General features: G+C 41.9%; 23 protein-coding genes and 3 CRISPR repeat arrays (1 of these 26 running past the window's edge). All 23 genes read left to right on the top strand.

Going from position 1 to position 23,592, the window contains the following annotated elements; all coding sequences use genetic code 11:
* A CRISPR array of direct repeats spans positions 1 to 1,257; the repeat unit is 32 nt; unit sequence GTCACTCCCTGCGTGGGAGTGTGGATTGAAAT (it extends 159 nt beyond the left edge of the window).
* Positions 1,258 to 1,586: 329 nt separating this feature from the next.
* The 23 genes from BN1938_RS15530 to BN1938_RS15420 all read left to right on the top strand — a co-directional run bounded on the left by BN1938_RS15530 (position 1,587) and on the right by BN1938_RS15420 (position 23,546).
* Entirely contained in the window at positions 1,587 to 1,874 is a 288-nt protein-coding gene (locus BN1938_RS15530) for a type II toxin-antitoxin system Phd/YefM family antitoxin (protein ID WP_050641467.1), read from the top strand.
* The gene (locus BN1938_RS15525) at positions 1,858 to 2,175 is read left to right on the top strand and encodes a type II toxin-antitoxin system RelE/ParE family toxin (RefSeq protein WP_050641466.1); all 318 of its coding nucleotides are present in this window, start codon (positions 1,858 to 1,860) and stop codon (positions 2,173 to 2,175) included. Before BN1938_RS15530 ends, BN1938_RS15525 begins: the two co-directional genes overlap by 17 nt.
* Positions 2,176 to 2,711: 536 nt before the next feature.
* Positions 2,712 to 3,536: a CRISPR direct-repeat array (repeat unit 32 nt; unit sequence GTCACTCCCTGCGTGGGAGTGTGGATTGAAAT).
* A gap of 107 nt (positions 3,537 to 3,643) precedes the next feature.
* Positions 3,644 to 5,785 (top strand): CRISPR-associated helicase/endonuclease Cas3, encoded by a 2,142-nt coding sequence (locus tag BN1938_RS15520; protein ID WP_050641465.1) that lies wholly within the window; start codon positions 3,644 to 3,646, stop codon positions 5,783 to 5,785.
* 26 nt (positions 5,786 to 5,811) lie between these two features.
* Positions 5,812 to 6,048, top strand: coding sequence for a DUF3990 domain-containing protein (locus BN1938_RS15515; protein WP_330581604.1), 237 nt, complete (start codon positions 5,812 to 5,814; stop codon positions 6,046 to 6,048).
* The gene (locus BN1938_RS15510) at positions 6,032 to 6,475 is read left to right on the top strand and encodes a hypothetical protein (RefSeq protein ID WP_050641464.1); all 444 of its coding nucleotides are present in this window, start codon (positions 6,032 to 6,034) and stop codon (positions 6,473 to 6,475) included. The genes BN1938_RS15515 and BN1938_RS15510 overlap by 17 nt, the downstream gene beginning before the upstream one ends.
* A gap of 198 nt (positions 6,476 to 6,673) precedes the next feature.
* Positions 6,674 to 7,336, top strand: coding sequence for a type I-C CRISPR-associated protein Cas5c (gene cas5c / locus BN1938_RS15505; protein ID WP_050641463.1), 663 nt, complete (start codon positions 6,674 to 6,676; stop codon positions 7,334 to 7,336).
* Complete coding sequence (gene cas8c / locus BN1938_RS15500) at positions 7,333 to 9,063, top strand: type I-C CRISPR-associated protein Cas8c/Csd1 (RefSeq protein ID WP_050641462.1); 1,731 nt, start codon at positions 7,333 to 7,335, stop codon at positions 9,061 to 9,063. The genes cas5c and cas8c overlap by 4 nt, the downstream gene beginning before the upstream one ends.
* Positions 9,064 to 9,954 carry a type I-C CRISPR-associated protein Cas7/Csd2 gene (cas7c, locus tag BN1938_RS15495; RefSeq protein WP_050641461.1) on the top strand — a complete coding sequence of 297 codons (891 nt, stop codon included), beginning with the start codon at positions 9,064 to 9,066 and terminating at the stop codon, positions 9,952 to 9,954.
* Positions 9,954 to 10,619 (top strand): CRISPR-associated protein Cas4, encoded by a 666-nt coding sequence (cas4, locus tag BN1938_RS15490; RefSeq protein ID WP_050641460.1) that lies wholly within the window; start codon positions 9,954 to 9,956, stop codon positions 10,617 to 10,619. Before cas7c ends, cas4 begins: the two co-directional genes overlap by 1 nt.
* On the top strand, positions 10,616 to 11,647 hold the full coding sequence (gene cas1c, locus BN1938_RS15485) for a type I-C CRISPR-associated endonuclease Cas1c (protein ID WP_050641459.1): 1,032 nt from the start codon (positions 10,616 to 10,618) through the stop codon (positions 11,645 to 11,647). Before cas4 ends, cas1c begins: the two co-directional genes overlap by 4 nt.
* An 11-nt stretch (positions 11,648 to 11,658) precedes the next feature.
* Entirely contained in the window at positions 11,659 to 11,949 is a 291-nt protein-coding gene (cas2, locus tag BN1938_RS15480) for a CRISPR-associated endonuclease Cas2 (RefSeq protein ID WP_050641458.1), read from the top strand.
* A 59-nt stretch (positions 11,950 to 12,008) separates the two neighbouring features.
* A complete protein-coding gene (locus BN1938_RS15475) occupies positions 12,009 to 12,857 on the top strand; it encodes an aldo/keto reductase (RefSeq protein ID WP_050642719.1) in 849 nt (282 codons plus the stop codon).
* Between the two features lie 481 nt (positions 12,858 to 13,338).
* A CRISPR array of direct repeats spans positions 13,339 to 13,634; the repeat unit is 32 nt; unit sequence GTCACTCCCTGTGCGGGAGTGTGGATTGAAAT.
* Between the two features lie 504 nt (positions 13,635 to 14,138).
* The gene (locus tag BN1938_RS15470; protein ID WP_242843872.1) at positions 14,139 to 14,924 is read left to right on the top strand and encodes a GntR family transcriptional regulator; all 786 of its coding nucleotides are present in this window, start codon (positions 14,139 to 14,141) and stop codon (positions 14,922 to 14,924) included.
* A 65-nt stretch (positions 14,925 to 14,989) separates the two neighbouring features.
* A complete protein-coding gene (locus BN1938_RS15465) occupies positions 14,990 to 15,712 on the top strand; it encodes a GntR family transcriptional regulator (protein WP_050641456.1) in 723 nt (240 codons plus the stop codon).
* 157 nt (positions 15,713 to 15,869) lie between these two features.
* On the top strand, positions 15,870 to 16,286 hold the full coding sequence (locus BN1938_RS15460; protein ID WP_050641455.1) for a PTS sugar transporter subunit IIA: 417 nt from the start codon (positions 15,870 to 15,872) through the stop codon (positions 16,284 to 16,286).
* Between the two features lie 12 nt (positions 16,287 to 16,298).
* Positions 16,299 to 16,772, top strand: a complete 474-nt coding sequence (locus BN1938_RS15455; protein ID WP_050641454.1) for a PTS sugar transporter subunit IIB — start codon at positions 16,299 to 16,301, stop codon at positions 16,770 to 16,772.
* Positions 16,773 to 16,782: 10 nt separating this feature from the next.
* Positions 16,783 to 17,550 carry a PTS mannose/fructose/sorbose/N-acetylgalactosamine transporter subunit IIC gene (locus BN1938_RS15450; RefSeq protein WP_050641453.1) on the top strand — a complete coding sequence of 256 codons (768 nt, stop codon included), beginning with the start codon at positions 16,783 to 16,785 and terminating at the stop codon, positions 17,548 to 17,550.
* Complete coding sequence (locus tag BN1938_RS15445) at positions 17,537 to 18,358, top strand: PTS system mannose/fructose/sorbose family transporter subunit IID (protein WP_050641452.1); 822 nt, start codon at positions 17,537 to 17,539, stop codon at positions 18,356 to 18,358. The genes BN1938_RS15450 and BN1938_RS15445 overlap by 14 nt, the downstream gene beginning before the upstream one ends.
* Positions 18,359 to 18,388: 30 nt before the next feature.
* Positions 18,389 to 19,387 (top strand): SIS domain-containing protein, encoded by a 999-nt coding sequence (locus tag BN1938_RS15440; protein WP_050641451.1) that lies wholly within the window; start codon positions 18,389 to 18,391, stop codon positions 19,385 to 19,387.
* Positions 19,388 to 19,449: 62 nt separating this feature from the next.
* Positions 19,450 to 20,319, top strand: coding sequence for a PfkB family carbohydrate kinase (locus BN1938_RS15435; protein WP_050641450.1), 870 nt, complete (start codon positions 19,450 to 19,452; stop codon positions 20,317 to 20,319).
* A complete protein-coding gene (locus BN1938_RS15430) occupies positions 20,316 to 20,951 on the top strand; it encodes an HAD family hydrolase (protein WP_050641449.1) in 636 nt (211 codons plus the stop codon). Before BN1938_RS15435 ends, BN1938_RS15430 begins: the two co-directional genes overlap by 4 nt.
* Positions 20,952 to 21,039: 88 nt before the next feature.
* Positions 21,040 to 22,053, top strand: coding sequence for an SIS domain-containing protein (locus BN1938_RS15425; protein ID WP_050641448.1), 1,014 nt, complete (start codon positions 21,040 to 21,042; stop codon positions 22,051 to 22,053).
* A 182-nt stretch (positions 22,054 to 22,235) separates the two neighbouring features.
* Entirely contained in the window at positions 22,236 to 23,546 is a 1,311-nt protein-coding gene (locus BN1938_RS15420; RefSeq protein WP_050641447.1) for a hypothetical protein, read from the top strand.
* The last annotated feature ends 46 nt before the right edge of the window (positions 23,547 to 23,592 follow it).

Below are 23,592 nucleotides of genomic sequence, written 5' to 3'. Positions count from 1 at the left end.
TGAAATTTTTAAAGGATCAGCGTTACTTAAGGCAATAGCGTCACTCCCTGCGTGGGAGTGTGGATTGAAATAAAAAATAAAGGGCGTATGTCACGGAAAAACATAGTCACTCCCTGCGTGGGAGTGTGGATTGAAATATTCTTACTTTAATTATAACACAAAACGAATAAGTCACTCCCTGCGTGGGAGTGTGGATTGAAATATTAGCATCCGGCTATGAAGTATCACCAGTAATGTCACTCCCTGCGTGGGAGTGTGGATTGAAATAAGGGAGTATTCATCCGAATGGAAAGTGGGTATGTCACTCCCTGCGTGGGAGTGTGGATTGAAATAACACCTTTGACATAATAACTCCTCCGTAAATTGTCACTCCCTGCGTGGGAGTGTGGATTGAAATCTCCGCACTTAAAAAATCATGGAGGGATGCAAAGTCACTCCCTGCGTGGGAGTGTGGATTGAAATACAATCATGTAAAAATCTAAGGCTGTCTGGGTGCGTCACTCCCTGCGTGGGAGTGTGGATTGAAATATACCCTCTGTTATTGCACCACTTAATCAGAGCCGTCACTCCCTGCGTGGGAGTGTGGATTGAAATTTTGATAGATATGATTTACTTATACAGGAAATGGGTCACTCCCTGCGTGGGAGTGTGGATTGAAATAGAGGCACAAAAAATGGGATAACGGCCCGTGTGGTCACTCCCTGCGTGGGAGTGTGGATTGAAATCCATGTTCAGCAGCATCGGCAGCATGACAGCCAGGTCACTCCCTGCGTGGGAGTGTGGATTGAAATTCTTTTTATTATAAATGGGGTATGATATAATATCGTCACTCCCTGCGTGGGAGTGTGGATTGAAATGCATATATCCCTGTGCCATTATGGACGTAGGGGGCGTCACTCCCTGCGTGGGAGTGTGGATTGAAATCGACCTTATCGAAAGTTTGTCCAGCGCTCGTAAAGTCACTCCCTGCGTGGGAGTGTGGATTGAAATAACAAGTTACACGGATACTGGCCATGTTGAAATCTGTCACTCCCTGCGTGGGAGTGTGGATTGAAATTGTATATAGAAAAAGCACCCTGTCTCCAAGGTGCTGTCACTCCCTGCGTGGGAGTGTGGATTGAAATACCTGTGGCGCCAGAGATCGCTTTAACCTGGCTCAGTCACTCCCTGCGTGGGAGTGTGGATTGAAATAACCCACATCAATTTCTTACGTTTCTTTTTAGGTGTCACTCCCTGCGTGGGAGTGTGGATTGAAATGCGCTTACAAAACCATAACCAGCTATCCTTAAGTAAGCGTCAAATATATGGTGTATTTCTTTTCCACTAAAAATTAGTGCTAGAGCTTTTAGACTTTTTGAAGTCTATTCTTAAAAATCTAAAATACGGAAGTCTGATATGGAAGAACGTAAGCGCTTGTGTCCAATATGCATGTCCTTGCCAGTGCGGGAAGAATGGAAGATTGTGTCGTTAAAGAGATGATGGACTTGTAATTGTAAAATTTATGTGTTGTAATTGACTTTGTAGTATGAAATAGATATAATATGATTAGAATATTACTACCATTACAAAATCAAGGAGGTGCCGTTATGAATATCCGTCCATCTGCAGCAATACGTCAGAATTACAATGAGATTGCGGAGATGTGTAGAAAAACCGCAGAACCGGTTTTCCTTACTAAAAATGGCGAGGGTGATTTGGTTGTTATGGATATTGAAACCTATAATAGACGGGAAAAAATGCTGAAGCTTCGTGAGGAATTGCTTGCCGTCGAGGAGGACAGGATGCATGGTAGCAAAGGATACTCTGTCAGTGAAGTTACTACGATGATGCGTAGTGCAGTCAAGGAGGCATCAGGTCGTGGAACAGCAGAATAAATACCGTGTCATTATATCGGAAAGGGCAGCGCAGATGCTTATTTCTCATGCTGCATTTTTGACACAGGTTAGCCCTGAAGCGGCAGAACGGTTGACAGTTGAATTTGAAAAGACCGCAAATTCGTTGGAGATGATGCCGCAGAGATGTCCGTGGCTTACAGGTGAATATATTCCCAGAAATGCTTACCGTTTTATTCTGTTTGAAAAACGCTATGTGATAATCTTTCAGATAGTGGATGATATAGTCTATGCCGATTATGTGGTAGATTGCAGACAGGATTACAGTTGGCTTATCAGATAAGAATGGAATAAACAGAACAGGATATTGTCACTCTATGGCAGGTGACGTTTTTTCGTCAAACAGAAGTTCCCTATATTGACTGATTACAGCTTGATATAGGGACCTTTTTAAATTTTCATATGGTTTATGAATTAAAAGGTTGTTTTGATGAATAGAAACAGATGGACAGAGCTGTGTGCAAATTATAGGTATTTATAGGTGTATTTTTCGGCGTAACGGCTACGGGGCTGAAGGCTCTGTCATAAAGTTTGTTTATATTTTTCGGCTCCATCAACATTATCTTATTTTGTCAAGGCACTGAGGTTTACCTACTTGGGATGTGAGTAAATGGTAAAATTATTATACGAATTATAAAGTGCGAATGCTAAGTGGACATGAATCTACTGGGAGATTCGCACCAAATAAAAGTATAAATTGTAATATAAAATACAAAAAAATGGGGATTTGTGCGAAAAGAATTGTAATATTTAAGAGAATGGTATAAAATTTTAGGGGAAAAGCATAATTCTCTTATGCATAAATTGTGTGATTTTGCTGTCACTCCCTGCGTGGGAGTGTGGATTGAAATAGTAAGGAACTGACTCTTACAGCCGGGACTAATAGTCACTCCCTGCGTGGGAGTGTGGATTGAAATACACCAGTGCTTGGTACATCCGGTACCCCATTGAGTCACTCCCTGCGTGGGAGTGTGGATTGAAATATACTCTAGAAATATGATAAGTTTCTAACAAAGTCACTCCCTGCGTGGGAGTGTGGATTGAAATCGTCTACAACCATATGATTATGGAAAAGGAAGACGGTCACTCCCTGCGTAGGAGTGTGGATTGAAATAGAGTCAGGGAGATCCGTGTAAGGGATGTAATGCGTCACTCCCTGCGTGGGAGTGTGGATTGAAATCCTTGCAAATGTCCGTATTTGATTGAAGGTTTCCGTCACTCCCTGCGTGGGAGTGTGGATTGAAATGGTGGTAAGGATGAGCGGTCGCAAGATCTTATACAGTCACTCCCTGCGTGGGAGTGTGGATTGAAATCACCTATACCACCTCCTTCACTTTTTCTTCCTTACGTCACTCCCTGCGTGGGAGTGTGGATTGAAATATGACAAGTGGCATGAACAATTTAGAGAAGCGAAGTCACTCCCTGCGTGGGAGTGTGGATTGAAATCAGTCCCAAATGTGTCATCGTATTTTCCTAATTCGTCACTCCCTGCGTGGGAGTGTGGATTGAAATTTTTTCAATGTATTTTTCCCGTTCTTCTATAGCGTCACTCCCTGCATCGGAGTGTGGATTGAAATTGACCTTTATACTGCAAAGCACAATACCGGACCACGCCACTCCCTGCTCAGCAATAAGGTACAAGATGCCGATATGAAGGCACAAGTTGAGCCATGATAAGAAAAGGAGATCTTCTTTAAAGTACTAGCTTTGGATTTATTATGTTCACTATGTTAGAAAAAAGGAGGAACTCAATGAGATATTTAGCGCATATTGCAGAAGATTCAGGAGAACAAACGTTAAAGGAGCATTTGACAAATGTAGCCGATTTATCAGCAGAATTTGCAAAGGCCTTTGGCTGCTATGATTGGGGCTATTGTTGTGGCATGCTGCATGATATTGGAAAATATTCCAAGGAATTTCAGCAACGTTTGGCAGGAAGCGATATACGTGTTGACCATTCTACCGCTGGGGCAAAATTATGCTATGAAATAGGCGGCATGTATGGCTTTCTTAGTTACTGTATAGCGGGGCATCATGCAGGCTTGCCAGATACGGGAGAGGACTCGAATACAAGTACGGCGTCTACCTTAAAGGGAAGGCTGAAGAAAAACGTGAAAGACTATCAGGCATATAAAAAAGAAATTAGTGTCCCGTCTTTGTCAAATCCTCCGTTTAATCCAAATGACGCCCCAAATATAGATTTTACGCTAAGTACTTTTATCAGAATGCTCTATTCTTGTCTGGTGGATGCTGATTTTTTAGATACTGAAAATTTTATGAAACTAGGGGAAACAGCCAGAAATTCAGGTGATTCCGTTGAAATATTGCTTGGCAGACTAAAAAAACATATTTTAGGCTGGCTGGCTAATACGGATATTGATACGGTAAACGGCAGAAGGACGGAAATACTTAAAAACTGTCTGGATATGGGAAATTCAGACAGAGGACTTTTTAGCCTTACAGTACCAACTGGAGGCGGAAAAACAGTGGCCTCACTGGCCTTTGCCCTCCAACATGCCGTTAAGAATAATATGGAGCGAATTATTTATGTGATTCCTTATACAAGCATTATTGAACAGAATGCCAAAGTTTTCAGTGAGATTCTGGGCAAGAATAATGTCCTGGAAAATCATTGCAATGTAGATTATGAAAGTGATGAAGAATTAAAGCCAATGCAATTGGCAGCAGAAAACTGGGATAAGCCGGTGATTGTTACGACAAATGTCCAGTTTTTTGAGTCGCTATTTGCAAATAAATCATCTAAATGCAGGAAGCTCCATAATATTGCGAACAGTGTGATTATTTTTGATGAGGCGCAGATGCTGCCAAATGATTATTTAAAACCATGTATAGCCATGATGGAAGAACTTTTAAAACGTTATCGGTCAAGCATTGTTCTGTGTACAGCAACACAGCCGGCATTATCACAATTTTTTCAGGAAGATATAACACCAAAAGAATTGTGTCCCAGATGCAAGGAACAGTTCCAGTTTTTTAAACGTGTATCCTTTGAAAATTTGAAAACGATATCGGAGGACGATTTAGTTGCCAGACTGGAAACAGAAAGCCAGGCACTATGTATAGTGAATACGAAAAAGAGGGCACAAATCATCTATAAAAGACTGGGAAAAGAAGGAGTATATCATCTCTCCACGTGCATGTACCCCTGCCACAGAAAACGCGTGTTGGCTGAGATCAGGAAGCGCTTGCAGGATGGAGAAAGATGTATCGTGATATCAACCAGCCTTGTAGAAGCCGGAGTGGATTTAGATTTTCAATCAGTTTACAGACAGTTAGCCGGAGTGGATTCCATCATTCAGGCAGCGGGAAGATGCAATAGAGAGGGGAAAAGAGGCGTCGGGGAGAGCAAGACTTATATATTCCAATTTGTTGAAAAAGAATATGTTCCGGGACAGAAACAACAGATTGCGGTTACGAAAGATTTACTGGAGGATGAAGTTGATATATCTTCGTTGGACTCCGTGTCTAAATATTTTAGAATGCTGTATCATTTCCGGGGAGAAAGTCTGGACAAAAAAGATATTTTAGGAGAATTTAGAAAAGGAAGATTCCCCTTCGCTAAAGTAAGCCGAGAGTTTAAAATCATAGAAGAGAATACAAAGACTATTTTTATAAATGGAGAACAAGCGGCGGATGAGATACTGACAAGATTAAAATATGAAGGTTTTACAAAAAGACTAATGAGACAGGCAGGGCAGTTTTGCATCAATGTATATGACAACGAATTTCAGAAACTCTTTGCAGCGGGCATGCTTCAGGAAATTACGGAAGACATGAAAGAAGATTTTTTCTTGCTGCGTACGGAAGAGCAGTATACAGAAGAAATGGGGCTGGTTTTGGATGTTGAGTTTGGACGGGCAGTTATTTTATAAAAAGTAAGGGGTACTATTAGGATGTTATTATCGCTTGCAGAAACGGAGAGTCTTACAGTTATGATATTGTAGAAGGCCCTATGGCTGATGATTCAATATTTAACTATGTTCAGAACTTTATGGATGGGAAGAGATCAAGGGCAGCATTTTGGGAACTTGTAAAGTTTAATCATCCAACTCATCAAATTAGTTTCCATACTATTTCTGCTCTTGATACTCTAGACTTTATTGGAAGCGAGGTAGTGTATGGGAACAAAAAATAATAATAAACTATTTTTTACATGCAGCTTAATTGAATATATTGGAAGAAGGATGAAAAGGACAAGAAAAGAAATTACAGATGAGCTTGGGAAAGAGGCTATTGAAAGAATTTACGAGTACGCAGATGTTTTTCATTGTGAACCAATAGAAACGGTAGCAGTGGAGTTTATAGAAGAATATGGAATAACGCAAGGTGATTTTGATAATGAAAAGGAGTGCAGATATAGAGTTCCTGATTATTGGATCATGGGGGAGGTGTATGAACGTCTGATAGAAGATTCGTATTCAAATGAAGCGATAACAGATGGGATTTGGGAGGTTTATCATTCCTGGATTGATGATCATCTGTCAGATTATAATACGGATTTCTATTATCAGCCAAGGGATTATATAGCTGCATGCTATCGTTCGGGTGAAATTTTATCTTGAAAGCAGATAAGACTCCCACCGCTATAAGCGGCAGGTAAGTAATAAGTTCGTTCTGGCGGGAGTCTAATCTCCTTTCAAGGTAAAGCCGCCGGTGGATGGCAGAGGCATGTAGAGGTATTATGTCATGCGGAGCATGCGCGTGCCTCGCCGCAAGGACGCCAAGGCGTACTTGAGAAAATACGGGAAGGAGGAAGAAGTATGGGGATAGGCGTGAAAGTAAGGGTCTGGGGGGAGTATGCACTCTTCGGCAGACCTGAGATGAAAGTGGAAAGATGCTCCTACGATGTCATGACGCCTTCAGCAGCCAGAGGGATTTTGGAGGCTGTATACTGGCATCCCGGCATGCGCTGGGTGATTGACCGGATCTATGTGGTAAACCCCATACAGTTTACCAGCATACGCAGGAATGAGGTGAAAAGCAAAATATCCGCCAGCAATGCACTGGCGGCATATAATGGCGGGAAAAAACCGCTTTTTATCAGCACCAAGGAAGACATTGTACAAAGGGCATCTCTGCTTTTGTGCGATGTGGAATATGTGATCGAAGCGCATTTCGATATGACGGAAAAAGCCAATGCAACTGATAATCCTGGGAAGTTTAAAGACATTATCATGAGGCGGCTGAGAAGGGGGGAGTGTTTTCACAACCCCTATTTTGGATGCAGAGAATTTCCGGCTAATTTCAAGCTCTGTGAGGAAGAAGAAATATCAACGGCTTATGAGGATGTGGAAGAGAAAGATTTAGGGTTTATGCTGTATGATATGGAATATTTAGCCGATGGGGAGATCAGACCCATGTTTTTCCGGGCTGTTATGAAAAAAGGTGTATTAGATCTAAGAGACTGTGAGGTGATCCGATGATTTTACAGGCTTTGGTGAAGCATTATGAGACGCTTGCGGATGCAGATAAAGTTACAAGGCAGGGCTGGTGCCATGCGAAAGTGTCATTTGGAATTAACCTCTCAAAAGACGGAGATATAAAAGGGATTATATCACTAAAACGTGAAGCGGAGCGAGGAAAGAAAACAGTGTGGCTTCCTTCTTTAATTATAGTTCCGGAGATGGTTGCAAGGTCATCAGGAGTGTCTGCCAATTTTTTGTGCGACAATTCTAAATATCTGCTGGGTATTGATGCGGAGGGGACAAATCAAAGGGTATTGGACTGTTTTCAGGCGGCAAAGGAAAAACACCTGTCATTATTAGCCAATGTCCACAGTGAAATGGCGGAAGCGGTCAAAAAGTATTTCGAAAAATGGGAACCTGAACATGCGGCTGACAATCCAAAACTGCTGGAAGACTGGGATGAAATAACGGAAGGCGGTAACTTAATATTCTGTATGGGCTTAGACTATGCGCAAGACGACAGTGAAATAAAGAGCGCATGGGAGCAGGTGTTGGCAGCAGGCTCAGAACAGGTTACAGGGACATGCCTGGTAACAGGTGAGAAAGCGGAAATTACGAGAATACATAACACAATTAAAGGCGTGCCAGGAGCGCAGTCCAGCGGGGCGGCGCTGGTATCTTTTAATGCTCCGGCATTTGAATCATATGGGAAGGAGCAGAGTTACAACGCCCCGGTTGGTAAATATGCTGCATTTGCATATACAACAGCATTGAATTATCTGCTGGCCCAGAGGAATTACACCTTTCAGTTTGGCGACACGATGGTTGTATTTTGGGCAGAAGATGGGAATGAAGTTTATCAGGATATATTTTCCTGGTCAGTGGATCCGAAACCGGATAATCAGGAGACGGTACGCGGGGTATTTGATGCATTAAAAAAACAGGAAGCAATAGATATTGACGGAATTCAGATAAATACGGAGCAGGAATTCTATATTTTAGGTTTAGCTCCCAATGCTGCCCGGCTGGCTGTCCGGTTTTTCTATCAGAACTCTTTTGGGAATATTTTAAATAATATTTCCAGGCATTATGAAAGAATGAAAATTGTAAAGCCTTCCTGGGAGGAACGTGAATACTTGGGAATAGGCCAGATGCTCCAGGAGACGGTGAATCAAAAATCAAAAGATAAGAAACCTGTACCGAATATGGCGGCGATGGTATTGCAGGCTGTCTTATCCGGCGGCAGATACCCGGCCAATCTATACAGCAATACCATGATCCGAATCCGGGCAGAACAGGGAAAGATAACATGGGGAAGGGCAGGGATTATAAAGGCTTATTTAATAAGGAATTGCACATGGGGTAAAGGAGATGATTTTATGGGATTAAATGAAGAATGTAATGATGCGGCATATGTATTGGGACGAATTTTTTCTGTATTGGAAGCGGTTCAGGAAGAAGCGAACCCGGGAATAAATGCAACCATTCGGGACAGATACTTCAATGCGGCATGTACTACACCGGAATCTATTTTTCCTATCCTGATTAAATTAAAGAATAGTCATATCAAAAAAATAGATAGAACAAAAGAAGCTGCAAAAGTGTACTATGAAAAACTTCTTACGAATCTTATGGGAAAGCTGGATCAGTATCCAAAGCGCCTGACATTGGAAGAGCAGGGAAGATTTATGTTAGGTTACTATCATCAGGTACAGAAAAGGTATGAGAAAAAGGAGGATAAGTAAATGAGCGAAGTGATAAAAAACAGGTATGAGTTCGTCGTATTATTTGATGTAGAAAATGGTAACCCGAACGGAGACCCTGATGCAGGTAATATGCCGAGAATCGACCCGGAGAGCGGATATGGTATTGTTACAGATGTATGTCTGAAAAGAAAAATCAGGAATTATGTAGAGACTGTAAAAGAGGATGCGGAAGGCTACAGGATATATATCAAAGAAGATGTTCCATTAAACAGGAGCGATAATGAAGCATATACGCATTTGGGCGTGAATGATAAAACAATAAAAGAATTGAAAAAGAAAGATCCTGATGCAGATGTGAAAATCAGGGATTTTATGTGTGAGAAGTTTTATGACATCAGAACTTTTGGAGCTGTGATGACTACCTTTGTGAAAGCGGCGCTGAACTGTGGTCAAGTCAGAGGCCCGGTACAGCTTGGTTTTGCAAGAAGTATTGACCCTATTATCAGTCAGGAAGTAACAATTACCAGAGTTGCTATTACAACGGAAAAAGATGCTGAAAATAAGAGCACAGAAATGGGAAGAAAAAATATTGTTCCATATGCACTGTATCGTGTGGAGGGGTATATTTCTGCCAACCTGGCCAGAAAGGTAACTGGATTTTCCGAGGAAGATCTTGAACTTTTGTGGGAGGCAGTCATTAATATGTTTGAGCATGACCGCTCTGCCGCCAGAGGGAAGATGGCAGTCCGGGAACTGATTGTATTTAAACACAGCAAAGAATTGGGCGACTGCCCGGCTTACAAATTATTTGATGCAGTGGAAGTGAAGAGAAAGGCGGATGTTCAGTATCCGAGAAAGTATCAGGATTATACTGTAGAGATACATAAAGACATGATACCGGATTCTATAGAGGTGACAAGGAAGATATAATGGAATATTCAGAAGATGATTATCTGATGATATCAGGAATACAGCATTTTAAATTTTGCCGGCGGCAGTGGGCTTTGATTCATATTGAACAGCAATGGGATGAAAATGTCCATACGGTGGTAGGCGAATTAATGCACAAAAAAGTCCATGATCCATATTTAACGGAGAAGAGGAAAGATGTACTGATCACGAGGGCGCTTCCAGTGTCTTCCAGGATCATGGGAGTCAGCGGAGAGTGTGATGTGGTAGAGTTCCAAAAAAGTGAAGATGGAATCAAACTGCACGGACATCGCGGGCTATATAAAGTCTATCCGATTGAATATAAAAAAGGAAAACCGAAAGTAACCGAAGAGGACCAGCTTCAACTTACTGCACAGGCACTTTGCCTGGAAGAAATGTTTTCCATTCCAGTCCCCGAGGGGGCAATATTCTACGGTGAGACGAGAAGACGGGAAATCATTCAAATAACCGAGGAGCTTCGAAAAGAAGTGAAGGATATGTTTCTGGAGATGCACCAATACTACAACAGACAATACACCCCAAAAGTGAATTATAGCAAAGCATGTAATGCATGCTCTCTTAAAGATATCTGTCTTCCTAAATTGGGAAAGGCTGTTTCCGTGAAGGAATACATGGATCAGATGCTGAAGGAGGGGGAAGAATGAAAAAACTACTAAACACACTTTACGTTACATCTGAAAACAGCTATTTATCTTTGGATGGAGAAAATATTGTAGTGCTGGATTCAGAGAAAGAAGTTGGCAGACTTCCTCTGCATAATTTGGAAGGAATTGTTTCCTTTGGTTACCGTGGTACAAGCCCTGCTCTGATGGGAGCCTGCGCAGACCGGAATATTTCGTTATGTTACCTGACGCCGCAGGGAAAATTTCTGGCAAGAGTTTCGGGAAAAGTAAAAGGAAACGTCATCTTAAGAGAGCAGCAGTATGCAAGCAGCCAGAGCGAAGAGAAAAGTCTGGAAATCGCAAAGAATTGTATTATAGGAAAAGTACATAATGCCCGCTGGGTACTTGAGCGGGCCACAAGAGACCATAGCATGCAGATCGATGTTGAAAAGGTTAAAAGTGCGTCCGATAAATTAAGGAAATCCTTAGAACTTATTAAGTCATGCCATTCAAAAGAGCAGCTGAGAGGCTTTGAAGGAGAAGCAGCAAGCGTTTATTTCAGCGTGCTTGACGAATTGATCTTGCAGCAGAAAAAGGAGTTTACTTTTCAGGGGAGGAATAAAAGACCGCCATTGGATAATGTAAATGCATTGCTTTCTTTTGTTTATACATTACTAACGAATACAATAACCTCTGCGCTGGAAACCGTAGGATTAGATCCGTGTATCGGATATCTGCACACTGAACGTCCGGGACGGGCATCATTATCATTAGACCTTATAGAAGAACTTCGTGCTGTGTTAGCGGATCGCTTTGTACTGTCTTTGATCAATAAAAAGATTATTAGCGGAAAGAATTTTGATAAAAAAGAAAATGGCGCGGTCCTTATGGATGATGAGCTACGTAGAACTGTTTTGACGGAATGGCAGAATAAAAAGAAGGAAACTTTAACGCATCCATACTTGAAAGAAAAGGTTGAATGGGGTATGGTTCCCTATGTACAGGCGATGCTGCTTGCCAGGTACCTTAGAGGTGACTTAGACGGATATCCCGTGTTCATGTGGAAGTGAGGTGGGGGGCAATGCTGGTACTGATTACATATGATGTGAATACGGAAACGGCTGCCGGAAAAACCAGATTGAGAAAAGTGGCGAAACAATGTGTCAATTATGGAAGACGGGTGCAGAATTCAGTATTTGAGTGTATACTAGATCATGCACAGTGTGTCAGGCTGAAGGCAATATTATCGGAAATCATTGATGAGAACGTGGATAGTCTTAGATTTTATTATTTGGGCAATAATTATAAGACCAAGGTTGAACATTTTGGAGTCGAAAGGGGAACTTCTGCTGATCAGACGTTGATTATGTAGCATCCTATAGGTTCTCATTAAACAAGGAAGAAAGGCGTAGACTGATGGCAGAGTTTACTATGGAGTTACAACTAAAGAATGGGATTCATATGCCCCGCCTTGGCATGGGCGCGTGGCTTTTGGGTGAAAGTAAAAAAACGGAAACGGAAGAACTTGAGGCACTGCAGGCCGGACTGGATGCAGGCGTGCGTCTGATTGATACTGCCGAGATGTATGGGAATGGCCGCTCAGAAAGGCTCATTGGTGAAGCGATAAAAGGATACAATCGGGATCATTTATTTCTGGTATCAAAGGTCTTGCCGCAGAATGCCGGGAAACGGCATATTTTTAGAAGTATTGAGATGACATTAAAGGATCTGGAAACAGATTATCTGGATCTCTATCTGCTTCACTGGCGCGGATCAATTCCGCTGGAGGAAACGGTATCCTGTATGGAACAACTGGTGAAAGACGGGAAAATAAGAAGCTGGGGCGTTTCTAATTTCGATACAGATGAGATGGAGGAACTGTTCAGTATTCCGGCTGGTAGAAACTGTGTTGTGAATCAAGTTTTGTATCATCTCGGCTCCCGAGGAGTGGAGCATGATTTGCTTCCGTGGTTGACAGAACATAAAATCCCGTTGATGGCATACTGCCCTCTGGCACAGGCGGGAGATCTCAGAGGAGAACTGTTATCTGATGAGAGCGTCCGCAAGGTCGCAGAAACACATGGAATTACAAAAATGCAGGTTCTGCTGGCATTTGTGCTGTATAAGAAAAATGTAATAGCGATTCCGCGCAGTGGAAAAAAGGAACATGTTCTGCAAAACTGGGATGTGCGGAGAATTGAATTGACGGAGGAAGAGTATCATTTGTTGGATGAAGCTTTTCCGGCTCCGAAGCGAAAGACTTACCTGGATATTGTTTGAGAGGCAGATATTTCTTTGTAAAAGTTCAGTCAGGTCTGTGTACTTCTTACACGGATCGTACTAAAAAATGACGGTTTCATGTATTCTATCTTCGTTTCGTGCTATATATACGCTACTAATGACAGCACCCTTCATCATAGATGAATTTCAATGGGCTAGATGCGTAACAGATATGCCAAACTATTGCTTTTCGATTACAATATTACTGAAGGAAAATGTAGTTCACTGAGAGGCTGCACCATGGAAAACTTGGGGAAGATAAATACCAGTAGTCTGTTAATATATCAAAAACAATTGCTGGTGCGAATGTGTAGTAAACATAAATTCCCTGGGAGATTCGCACCATATAAATCTGTAAAGTGTTATTTTGAAACGAGAAAAAAGGAGGGGTGAGCTAAAATAATTGTAATTTCTAGGAAAATGTTATAGAATTATAGGAGAATTGTATAATTTTCTTGAATAAAAATTGTGCAATTTTGCTGTCACTCCCTGTGCGGGAGTGTGGATTGAAATAAAACCTGTCCTGTGTGGATCAAATTAGGATTAGTCACTCCCTGTGCGGGAGTGTGGATTGAAATATTAGCGCAGGAGGGTTTTAAATAACAGTAACCGTCACTCCCTGTGCGGGAGTGTGGATTGAAATGATAATTTTAAGGAGCTGCAGAGCCAGATTGACTCGTCACTCCCTGTGCGGGAGTGTGGATTGAAATGATAATTTTAAGGAGCTGCAGAGCCAGATTGACTCGTCACTCCCTGTGCGGGAGTGTAGATTATAGGAAAGATTAAAAAAGTAATGGTTGCAGAAGCGCGTATGATACAAAAAATGCCAAAGGTTTTGTCGTATATATGAAGAGATAAAAAGGAGTTGGAGTTAGAAGGAACTATGATGAAGACATTGAGAACATCTATGGAAGTAAAAATAATTGTCGTAAGATTCAGCAGCAAGGTAATAAATGAGCCTTGCTGTTATACTTTTACAGAAAAAGAAAAGATAATTTTAGAAAAAACTTCATTCTTTTAGAAATGTCTGCTATAATATAAACACATAAGATGTATTAATACATTTCATGCTAGTACATTGTATAATAATTAACTGCCACATAAGCCGACCTAAATTTCCGATAGCACTGCTCCACAAGCCTCAGCGTAGCCCACTACGCTTGCGTTTGTGGAGCAGCATTCTCGAAAATTTATCTCAGCTTATGGGGCCGTTACTTATTTTACTATGACTAGCAGGAGACTTATTACGATATGAGATGATTTAAGATTAGAGAGGTAGAAATGATGTTAGAAGCAAACAGCGCAGTGCCGTTGTACCAGCAAGTTGCGGAAGACCTGAAGAAAAGAATTGAGCAGGGGGAATTTCTTTCAGGGCAGAGCATACCCAGCGAAGCCAAATTATGTGAACAGTATCAGGTCAGTAGAATTACGGTGCGCAATGCGATTGCAGATTTGGTCGAACAGGAAATTCTTGTAACGTATCATGGGAAAGGTGCATTTGTAAGAACTCCTAAGATATCGTCCAGCTTGAGTACATTTAAAGGATTTACTTACTTTTGTAGTGAAAATAATATAAAAACTTACACTCACATGTTGGCAGTAGAGAAGCAGAAAGCGTCCGCGATGATTAGTAAAAAGCTTGAACTGGATGCTAAAGACAGTATCATATATCTAAAAAGACTTCGGCATGTGAACGAAAAGCCTGTAATGATTGAGCATGTATATCTGCCGTACAAAGGATTTGAATTTTTAATGAACACGGATATGGAAAATAAATCCTTATATGAAGAGATTGAAAAACATACGGGTCTGAGGCTGGAGGATAACTGTTATACGTCTATTATGCTGGAGACAAGCTTGACAACAGAGGAAGAGCGTGAATTAATGCGGCTTCCGGCTCCGGATGCAGTGTTTGTCCTAACTGAGACGATTTATATGAATACAGGTAAACCCGTTCATGTTACCAAGCAGATATTATCGGGGGAATATTTTAAGTTTTTTATGTCAAATAAAGTCAATCAGTTATCCATGAATTGGAAAAAGGTAAAGGACGGTAATATATTATAACACTTCTGATTAATCTAAACTGTTACAGTATAATTAGAAGATATTAGAAAGATTGGAGAAGAAAAATGGGAGAGGTTAATAAGAAAATTGATCACAAGAGCATGGTGCCAATGTATAAGCAGATTATAAATATTCTAAATGATAAGATTGCCAGCGGCGAATTGAAACCAGGAGATAAGCTGCCTTCAGAAGCAGAATTAGTGGAAACTTATCAGGTGAGCCGTATTACGATCCGTTCTGCTATAAGTGAATTAGAAGACTTAGGGCTGATAGTCAGATCGCGTGGAAAAGGAACATTCGTTGCATCGAAAAAAGAACTGTATTCTGCGGATGACAGGATTGGTTTTACACATTCATGTCAGCAGGAAGGGAAGACGGCCAGGACAGAGGTACTGGAAGTATCCTGGGTTTATCCGACGCTTTCAGATGTAGAGTTCCTTATGGTTGAAGAAGATACCACTATCCTGTGCACAAAAAGACTCCGTTATGTAGACGGCGTTCCTACCATGATCGAAACGAATCATTATAACAGCAAGTTTGCTTTTTTGGAAAAGGAAGATTTAAGCCAATCGTTGTTTGACATTTTGCGTAAGCATAAAATCGAAATGGGCAATAGTATTAGGACGCTTGAGGTCGGTTATGCTAATTCTCATGAAGCAAGCTTACTGAAAGTTAAAACAGGAGATGCGCTGTTACTATTTACAGATAGGCATCATGAAGAAAATGGCAATCCTTTGTTTGTTTCCAGACAAGTTTATTGTACAGAACGACTAAAATTTTATATTTAAGAAAACGTATTTTTAAAGAAAATTAATTCCAAAAGCGGCATTTTTAACAAAAAGTTAAAAATGCTGCTTTTATTATTGACAGAAAAACATCTTCATAGTAAACTTGATGTAACGAGATGTCATATGATGTATTATTATAAGAAAGGGATGGGTAAGGATGAATAAGATATTACTGGCAAGCCATGGCCCACTTGCAAAGGCAATGAAAGAAACGTCCGAGTTTCTATTGGGAGAGTCCGAGAATCTTTATGATATGTGTGCATATGTAGACGAAAATTCTAAGGATCTGCAAAAGATGATTGATAAGTGGCAGGAAGAAAAAAGGGAAGAGGATACATGGCTGGTGATTACGGATTTATTCGGCGGAAGTGTAAACAATGAGTTCATGAACCGGGCTGCGACAGATTCCTTTTATCTGGTGAGCGGTATGAATCTGCCGCTTATCCTCGCTGTGCTGACACAATCCGGGGACTTGACGGAAGAGTCGGTCAGACAGGCTGTGTCAGGGGCGGGAGAAGCGCTTATGTATTGTACGGACATGCGGGAACAGGATGAAGAGGATGAAGATTTTTAGGAGGGAACGAAGATGATTAAACTGGTAAGAGTAGATCACAGATTGCTGCACGGACAGGTTGCAATGGCATGGACACAATCGCTGGATGTAGATTGTATGCTGATTGCCAATGATGCTGTTGCAAAGGACGACATTCGGAAAACAACGCTGAAGCTTGCAAAGCCAAATGGAGTAAAGCTGGTAATTAAAAATATGGAGGATTCCATCGCTGCACTAAACAAAGGTGTAACGGATAAGTATAAATTATTCATTATCGTGGAAAGCATTGAAGATGCTTATAGGCTGACTTCCGGATATAAGAAAATCCGGTCGGTCAACCTGGGAGGATGCAAGCCAAAAGAAACTGCGGTAAAGACACTTTATAAGACGATTCCTATTACAGAGCGGGATGGAGAATTATTAAAAGAGATGTTAAGCGATGGGATCGAGGTTGAGATCAGGCAGGTGCCTGGCGACCAGAAACTTTTAGTAAAAGAGAATATGTAGGAGGGAAACTATGTTAGTTCAGGCTATTTTAATCGGATTAATCGGAATGTTCGTAACATTCGAATGGATGTTGGGAACCAACCTGGGCTCTCGTCCAATTATAACAGGCGTACTGGTAGGATTGGTTATGGGAGATCTGCAGACAGGAATTATCCTTGGGGCTACACTGGAAATGATATTTATCGGCTCTATCACGCTCGGGGCAGCAGTGCCGCCCGATGTAATAACCGGCGGTATTTTGGGGGCCGCATTTGCAATATCCACAGGGAACGGTGCAGATGTGGCGCTTGCCCTGGCTTTTCCGATTGCAACACTTTATTTGATTGTTGATAACGTGCTTACATTGGGCGTACTTCCTTTTTTTGTACATAAAGCAGATTCTTACGTACAAAAAGGGGATTTCAAAGGGATGGAAAGAATGCACATTCTGGGAGGATTTGTCGTAAAGAGCCTGCCTCGTGGGATTATTTGCGGAGTGGCATTCTATCTTGGGACACCGGTCATGAACCGGGTTTTGGAAGCGATCCCCTCATTTGTACAGGAAGGGCTTGTGGCAGCGGCTGGATTCATCCCAGCGCTTGGTATTGCTCTTCTTGCAAGAATGATCCTGACCAAAAAGACAGCCGTATTCTTCGTATTAGGATTTGCAATCAGTGCATATTTAAAGATTCCAATGCTCGGTATTGCCATTATGGCAGGAACACTTGCAATCATTCTTGTTCAGTTACAGGAAAACCGTTCAACAGCAGTACAGGAGGTAGAAGATGATGACTTCTAATAATAATGAAAGCAAGATAACAAAAAAAGACCTTCGTTCTATCTTTTTTCGTTCCCTTACCCTGGAATATTCATGGAATTATGAGCGTCAGCAGCATATGGGGTACTGCTTTGCAATGCTTCCGGTTATTCGGAAAATCTATGATAAAAAAGAAGAACAGATAGAAGCCGCAAAAAGGCATATGGAATTCTTCAATACAACGCCTTATGTGTCAACTGCCGTAATGGGCATTTCGGCGGCAATGGAAGAAAGCAATGAGAAAACAGATGATTTTGACACGTCCTCTATTAACAATGTAAAAGTGGCATTGATGGGACCGCTGGCGGGTATCGGCGATTCCATGTTCTGGGGGACTCTCCGTGTTATCGCGACCGGTATCGGAACCTCACTGGCTCTTCAGGGAAATATTCTGGGGCCGATTCTTTTCTGGTTGATTTATAATATTCCGGCATTTGCCGTCCGCTATTTATGTCTGAAATTCGGATATAACTTTGGAACCAGCTTCCTGAACAAGGTGGAAGAATCAGGCCTGATGCCAAAGCTTACATATGGAGCGGCGGTTCTTGGTCTGATGGTAATTGGTGCAATGATACCAAATATGATTACCGTCAACATTGCCGGTGCTCTGGGCAGTGGCGATGCAGCAGTTGCAGTGCAGGATATTCTGAATGGCATTATGCCGAATCTGATACCATTTGCAATGACCCTCGGAATATACGGGCTGCTGCAGAAGAAGGTAAAAGTATCATGGATACTTTTGATACTGACTTTGCTGGGAATTATCGGCGCATTCTTTAAGATCTTTTAAATATTGTGAAAAATGGGAGGATTATTACATATGGTGACTTTTGACGAAAATAAAATTTTAGAAAACGGAAAATATATCTATGATAAAAGAGCGGAAATTGAAGCAATTGCAAATGCAGTGTGCGAAAAAGGATTTGACAACATTTTGTTCACCTCTTCAGGCGGATCGCTTGCAATGATGCAGCCCTTTGACTACATGATTTCCGTTATGTCCCGCCTTAACGTACAGTCCCAGATTTCTGCTGAACTGCTGGCGGTTGGAAACAACCATCTTACAAATAAAACGTTGGTATTTATGGCGTCTAAATCGGGCGATACAAAGGAGACGATAGCGGCGGCAGAATATGTGAAGGAGCGTGGTGCAACGATTGTATCTGTACTTGGGGTGGAGGATTCTCCGCTTGGCAGGCTTTCTGACTATTCCGTCGTATACAAAGACGGACGCCCGCAGGAATATGTACTATATATGTTAATTGGGAAATTATTAAAAAACACAGGCTATTTTGATGATTATGACCAGTTCGCAGATGAATTGATTAATCTGCCGGCGGCACTTGTTTCTGTCGGAAAAGCCAGCGATGAAAAAGCGCGGACGTATGCCTTGAAATATAAAGATGATCCGTACCAGATATGGATTGGTTCAGGTAATCTTTGGGGGCCGACCTATTCCTTTGCGATGTGCGTACTGGAAGAGTCACAGTGGCTCCGCACGAAATCAGTGACCTCTCCTGAATTTTTCCACGGAACAATTGAACTGGTGGAAAAAGGCGTCTGTGTGGCATTGAATATGACAGAAGGGCAAACAAGAAAGTTAGATGAGAGAGTAAAGAATTTTGTTTCTCAGTATACGGATGATTTTACCGTATTTGACACTGCGGACTATGAGCTCCCGGGCATCAGTGATCAGTTCAGATGGATGTTGTCGCCGGTTGTAATAAATGCTGTGTTATCTCGTGTCAGCAAGAATTTTGAAGAAATTAGAAATCACTCTTTGGAAATCAGACGTTATTATAGAAAAGTTGAATATTAATTCTGGGGACGTCGCAAAGGATTCTAAGAATTTTGCGGCGTCTTCTTTTTTGGAGGAAAAATATGAAAATAGCAGGTATCGGTGATAATGTAATGGACCGTTATATGAATATGGGCGTTATGTTTCCGGGCGGGAATGCTGTCAATGTTGCAGCCCATGCCAGCAAGCTCGGCGCAGATGCAGCATATGTCGGAAGCATTGGCGCAGATAAAGAAGGGAAAATACTAAAGGAGGCCTTGGAAAGCCTTCATGTGGATTTGTCCCAATGCATTTTTGATCCGGAAGCAACAACCAAAAAATGTGATGTGAATGTCTACGATGGCGAAAGAAGCTATATTGGCGCCGATGAAGGCAGGAAATGGGCTCATACAACAACGATCCGGGATGAGGATGTGGAGTATCTTCGCTCATTTGACGTCATGCATACAAGCTGTAATGCAAAACTGCACGGCGATATTTATAAGTTAAAGGATCTGAAAGGGATGGTAACCTTCGATTTTTCGGTGAAGGATAAGTACAGGACACAGGAATTTCTGGATATGACCTGTCCATATCTGGAATTAGGGCAGTTTTCCTGTGACCATATGGAGGAGCCGGAGATCAGGGAGTTTTTAAAGAAGGCATATGCACATGGCTGCAGGAATGTATTAGCAACAATGGGAAGCCGGGGGCAGATTTTTTATAATGGGAAAGAATTTATTACAGGAAAAGCGTACTATGTAAAACCGCTTGACACAATGGGCGCCGGTGATTCCTATCTTGCGGCGCTGCTCGTGGAACTGTTGAAATCCGGCTGGAAAAAGGGCGCGGTGTTGGAGCGGTCTGTTATCTGTGGGGCTATGGACGTGGCAGCAAATTATTCTGCGCAGAACTGCCTGCAGGAGGGGGGATTTGGTTTTAAAAATTATATAGAAGGACATGGTGTGGCATGAAGTGGATTATATTTGATTTAGACGGCACATTGAGTTGTACGGAGAGTTTTATGGTTCCTGCGATACAGGACGCCATGAAGGCGTGCAGCATGCCTGTATGGCAGAAAAAAGACATTATAACGACCATAGGAGAACGGGTAGAGGCAACCAATCTGCGGCTTTTCGGAAAAGAAGACGGTGAAGAAGCAGGGCATTTTTGGAAATGCGTAGAGCATTATCAGAGGGAGGTCTATATCGGCAGGATGTGCACATACCCCCAAATCCCCGAAATGCTGGACCAGCTTCGAAAGAAAGGCTACCATACTGCCGTTTGTTCTAACGCAGAGCAGAATTATATTGAGGAAGTCTTGGAGAGGCTGAAACTGAATAGGAAGATAGATAAAATCCGGCCAATTATACCGGGGAAGGAGAAAGTGCATTCCCTGAAGGTATTTTTGGAGGACACGACCCCGGAATTTGCACTTATGGTCGGCGACAGGATTTATGACATTGAGGCGGCGCGGGAAAATCAAATTAAATCTGTGGGCTGCTTATATGGCTGCGGAACACATGAAGAACTGCGTGAAGCGGATTATCTTGTGGAAAAACCAATGGAAATTTTAAACATATTAGAGTGTGCTGAAAAAAATTAAAAAAATTTTAAAAAACCTCTTTACATATAATGTATTATGATGTATTATAACAACATAATACAAATTCAAAAAACAAGGAGGAAATAATATGTTTAATTTTGACATTCCACGGTATGAGAAAGTAGTAGGAGATGCGATTGCACTTAGGCCCCAGATTGAAAAGGCTGTAGATGAGATTTGTGAAAAGGGATATTCCAATATCTTCTTTATCGGATGCGGGGGTACATATGCGCATTCACTTCCGATGAAGTACTGGCTTGACACGACTTCCGACATCGAGACGCACAGTGTGATTGCAGCAGAATTCATGGCAGCGGGACATAAACGCTTTACGAAAGATTCCGTATGTGTTTTTTCTACCAGAAGCGGGAATACAAAGGAAATAGTAGCAGCCATCAAATACTGCAAGGAGGCGGGCGCACGTACAATGGTATATGTATCGAATGATAATACACCGGCTTGTGAATATGCAGATTACAAGTTTTTCAGTTTTGCAGAAGACGATTGCCTGTGCGAAGCGATCTATACATACATGATTGCACTGCTCGGAAGATTCCTGAAAAATGCGGGAACATTTGACAAATATGAAGAATTCATGGATCAGTACAGCTGGATCGTACCGTACCTTGTGAAAGCAAAAGAACAGTATGAAGACAAATGTGCGAAGATGGCGGCGGAGCATAAAGATACAGGGTACCATATGGTAATCGGTTCGGGTATGCTCTGGGGAGAAGCTTATGATTATGCAATGTGCATCCTGGAGGAGATGCAGTGGATTAAGACCAAGTCAATCCATGCGGCAGAATATTTCCACGGAACACTGGAACTGGTGGAAGAAGACACAAGCCTGATCCTGTTTTATGGAGAAGATGAGACAAGGCCGCTGATGGATCGTGTGATGAACTTCAGCCAGAAAATCACAAAGGTGATCAATGTATTTGATACAAAAGAAATCGAGCTTCCGTTTACAGAGGCTGAATACAGAAAGATCGTTTCTCCGATGGTTATGTATGCGATGACAGAAAGACTGAGCTGCCATCTGGAAAAAGAGAGAAACCACCCACTGACAACCAGAAGATATTACCGTCAGATGGAATATTAATAATGTAGGTACTGAATAAAATATAAGAAGTACAAAAGGGTGCAGATGGGTCTGCACCCTTTTGTTCACTTTCATTGTCCATTTTTTGTTTAGTTATGTAAAAAAACAGTAGCCATTTTTTTGCATTTTTGGTATAATTATAAATTAACGGGAGAAATAGTTACAAAGGGGAGTACAACTGAATGAAAGAAAAATTAATTAAGGGGTTTCTTGCGCTTGCCGCCCTCCTTACTTTTTCTGGTATGGAATGTAAGGCGGAGATTGCAGGGGACGATGCATTTTCCAATCTTGCCTGGGAGCAGGTATTTGAGGAGAATCTGATTGGGTCTGTGGGAGTGGTCCAGTCTATTTGTGCTACGGATGATTATATCATCTGTATTGAGAACACGGGAGAGAATCAGGATCCGGATGTCGTTTCTGCTTATTATAAGAATAAAGTGGACAAGGATGGCAACCCGGTGGAACAGTATTCACTGGCAAAACGGGTAAACGACATGAACTGGGAGCATGGTAATGGAATGGCCTACAACCCCGGTAAGAATGAGATTTATGTTGCATTGTATACTAATATTGATCCTGAGAACAGGGGATGCCTTTATGTAATGGATCCGGATACACTTGGATTTAAGGGCAAGATAAAGATCAGTGACAATTATAATATCCTTGGGATCGATTATAAAGAGGATACGGATCAGTATATCATCCAGACGAATGTGGATGACGGATATAGTTTTAAGATTCTGAATTCGGAGTTCCAGGTTGTGGACGAGCTGGGAAGTTTCCCGGAATCTGCTAAGGGTTATAATTTTCAGGATCTGGCCGTGTGCGGCGATTACATTTTTAATTTCCCGCTGACACTTGATTGGGGAACCGGCGATTTTCTGCACGTATATTCCATATCAAGAAGAACGATGGTAACTGCGCCGCAGCTGGATTTTCGTTTTGATAATATTACACACGATGAACCTGAATCTTTGTGCGAGATCGAACCAGGCGTATTTCTTGCTGCGGTCAATGTTACGAACACTGCCGGTGAGAGAAAGATACGGTTTTACAAGACGGAGATGCCCTACTATTTTCAGGTTACTGTTAAGGGCGAAAACGGAACGGTCAGCGAGAGCGGTAAGGTTTTGAGAGGGGAAAGTTTCCCCGTTACCTACCAGGCAGAGGAGGGGTATGAATTATCCTCACTCCTGGTCAATGGAGTGGAAGAGGATATTGCAAAATATCAGGATGGGTATTCACTCACCGATATACGAGAAGATTGTGAGATCCAGGTCTCTTTTACAAAGATTCAGCCGGCAGCAGTGCCAAAGGAAAATTCCGGCGGTACCCACATAAGGATACCGGCACCGGCTGCAGCAGGTTCCGCGGCTGGGGCATGCATGGTTATCGGATTTGTTTTTTTTCTTTTCCATATCCGTATGGAGAGGAAGAGAAAGTTATCCTATGCCAGAGAACTGCGCAGACAGATTATATTGGATATGGCTTAATAAGTGTTTGATCATTCGTGATACACGTCTGATGGACATGGTATAT

Source organism: Eubacterium sp. SB2, assembly GCF_001244405.1.
GTDB classification, from domain to species: Bacteria; Bacillota; Clostridia; order Lachnospirales; family Lachnospiraceae; genus Faecalicatena; species Faecalicatena contortus_B.
Note: the sequence above shows the minus strand (reverse complement) of the source record. Positions and strands in the feature narration are given on the sequence as shown.

What these genes read in the sequence shown, in the direction of transcription:
- BN1938_RS15530 (WP_050641467.1), top strand. Translation starts at nt 1,587, where the DNA reads ATGAATATCCGTCCATCTGCAGCAATACGTCAGAATTACAATGAGATT.
- BN1938_RS15520 (WP_050641465.1), top strand. Translation starts at nt 3,644, where the DNA reads ATGAGATATTTAGCGCATATTGCAGAAGATTCAGGAGAACAAACGTTA.
- BN1938_RS15510 (WP_050641464.1), top strand. Translation starts at nt 6,032, where the DNA reads ATGGGAACAAAAAATAATAATAAACTATTTTTTACATGCAGCTTAATT.
- cas5c (WP_050641463.1), top strand. Translation starts at nt 6,674, where the DNA reads ATGGGGATAGGCGTGAAAGTAAGGGTCTGGGGGGAGTATGCACTCTTC.
- cas8c (WP_050641462.1), top strand. Translation starts at nt 7,333, where the DNA reads ATGATTTTACAGGCTTTGGTGAAGCATTATGAGACGCTTGCGGATGCA.
- cas7c (WP_050641461.1), top strand. Translation starts at nt 9,064, where the DNA reads ATGAGCGAAGTGATAAAAAACAGGTATGAGTTCGTCGTATTATTTGAT.
- cas4 (WP_050641460.1), top strand. Translation starts at nt 9,954, where the DNA reads ATGGAATATTCAGAAGATGATTATCTGATGATATCAGGAATACAGCAT.
- cas1c (WP_050641459.1), top strand. Translation starts at nt 10,616, where the DNA reads ATGAAAAAACTACTAAACACACTTTACGTTACATCTGAAAACAGCTAT.
- cas2 (WP_050641458.1), top strand. Translation starts at nt 11,659, where the DNA reads ATGCTGGTACTGATTACATATGATGTGAATACGGAAACGGCTGCCGGA.
- BN1938_RS15475 (WP_050642719.1), top strand. Translation starts at nt 12,009, where the DNA reads ATGGAGTTACAACTAAAGAATGGGATTCATATGCCCCGCCTTGGCATG.
- BN1938_RS15470 (WP_242843872.1), top strand. Translation starts at nt 14,139, where the DNA reads ATGATGTTAGAAGCAAACAGCGCAGTGCCGTTGTACCAGCAAGTTGCG.
- BN1938_RS15465 (WP_050641456.1), top strand. Translation starts at nt 14,990, where the DNA reads ATGGGAGAGGTTAATAAGAAAATTGATCACAAGAGCATGGTGCCAATG.
- BN1938_RS15460 (WP_050641455.1), top strand. Translation starts at nt 15,870, where the DNA reads ATGAATAAGATATTACTGGCAAGCCATGGCCCACTTGCAAAGGCAATG.
- BN1938_RS15455 (WP_050641454.1), top strand. Translation starts at nt 16,299, where the DNA reads ATGATTAAACTGGTAAGAGTAGATCACAGATTGCTGCACGGACAGGTT.
- BN1938_RS15450 (WP_050641453.1), top strand. Translation starts at nt 16,783, where the DNA reads ATGTTAGTTCAGGCTATTTTAATCGGATTAATCGGAATGTTCGTAACA.
- BN1938_RS15445 (WP_050641452.1), top strand. Translation starts at nt 17,537, where the DNA reads ATGATGACTTCTAATAATAATGAAAGCAAGATAACAAAAAAAGACCTT.
- BN1938_RS15440 (WP_050641451.1), top strand. Translation starts at nt 18,389, where the DNA reads ATGGTGACTTTTGACGAAAATAAAATTTTAGAAAACGGAAAATATATC.
- BN1938_RS15435 (WP_050641450.1), top strand. Translation starts at nt 19,450, where the DNA reads ATGAAAATAGCAGGTATCGGTGATAATGTAATGGACCGTTATATGAAT.
- BN1938_RS15430 (WP_050641449.1), top strand. Translation starts at nt 20,316, where the DNA reads ATGAAGTGGATTATATTTGATTTAGACGGCACATTGAGTTGTACGGAG.
- BN1938_RS15425 (WP_050641448.1), top strand. Translation starts at nt 21,040, where the DNA reads ATGTTTAATTTTGACATTCCACGGTATGAGAAAGTAGTAGGAGATGCG.
- BN1938_RS15420 (WP_050641447.1), top strand. Translation starts at nt 22,236, where the DNA reads ATGAAAGAAAAATTAATTAAGGGGTTTCTTGCGCTTGCCGCCCTCCTT.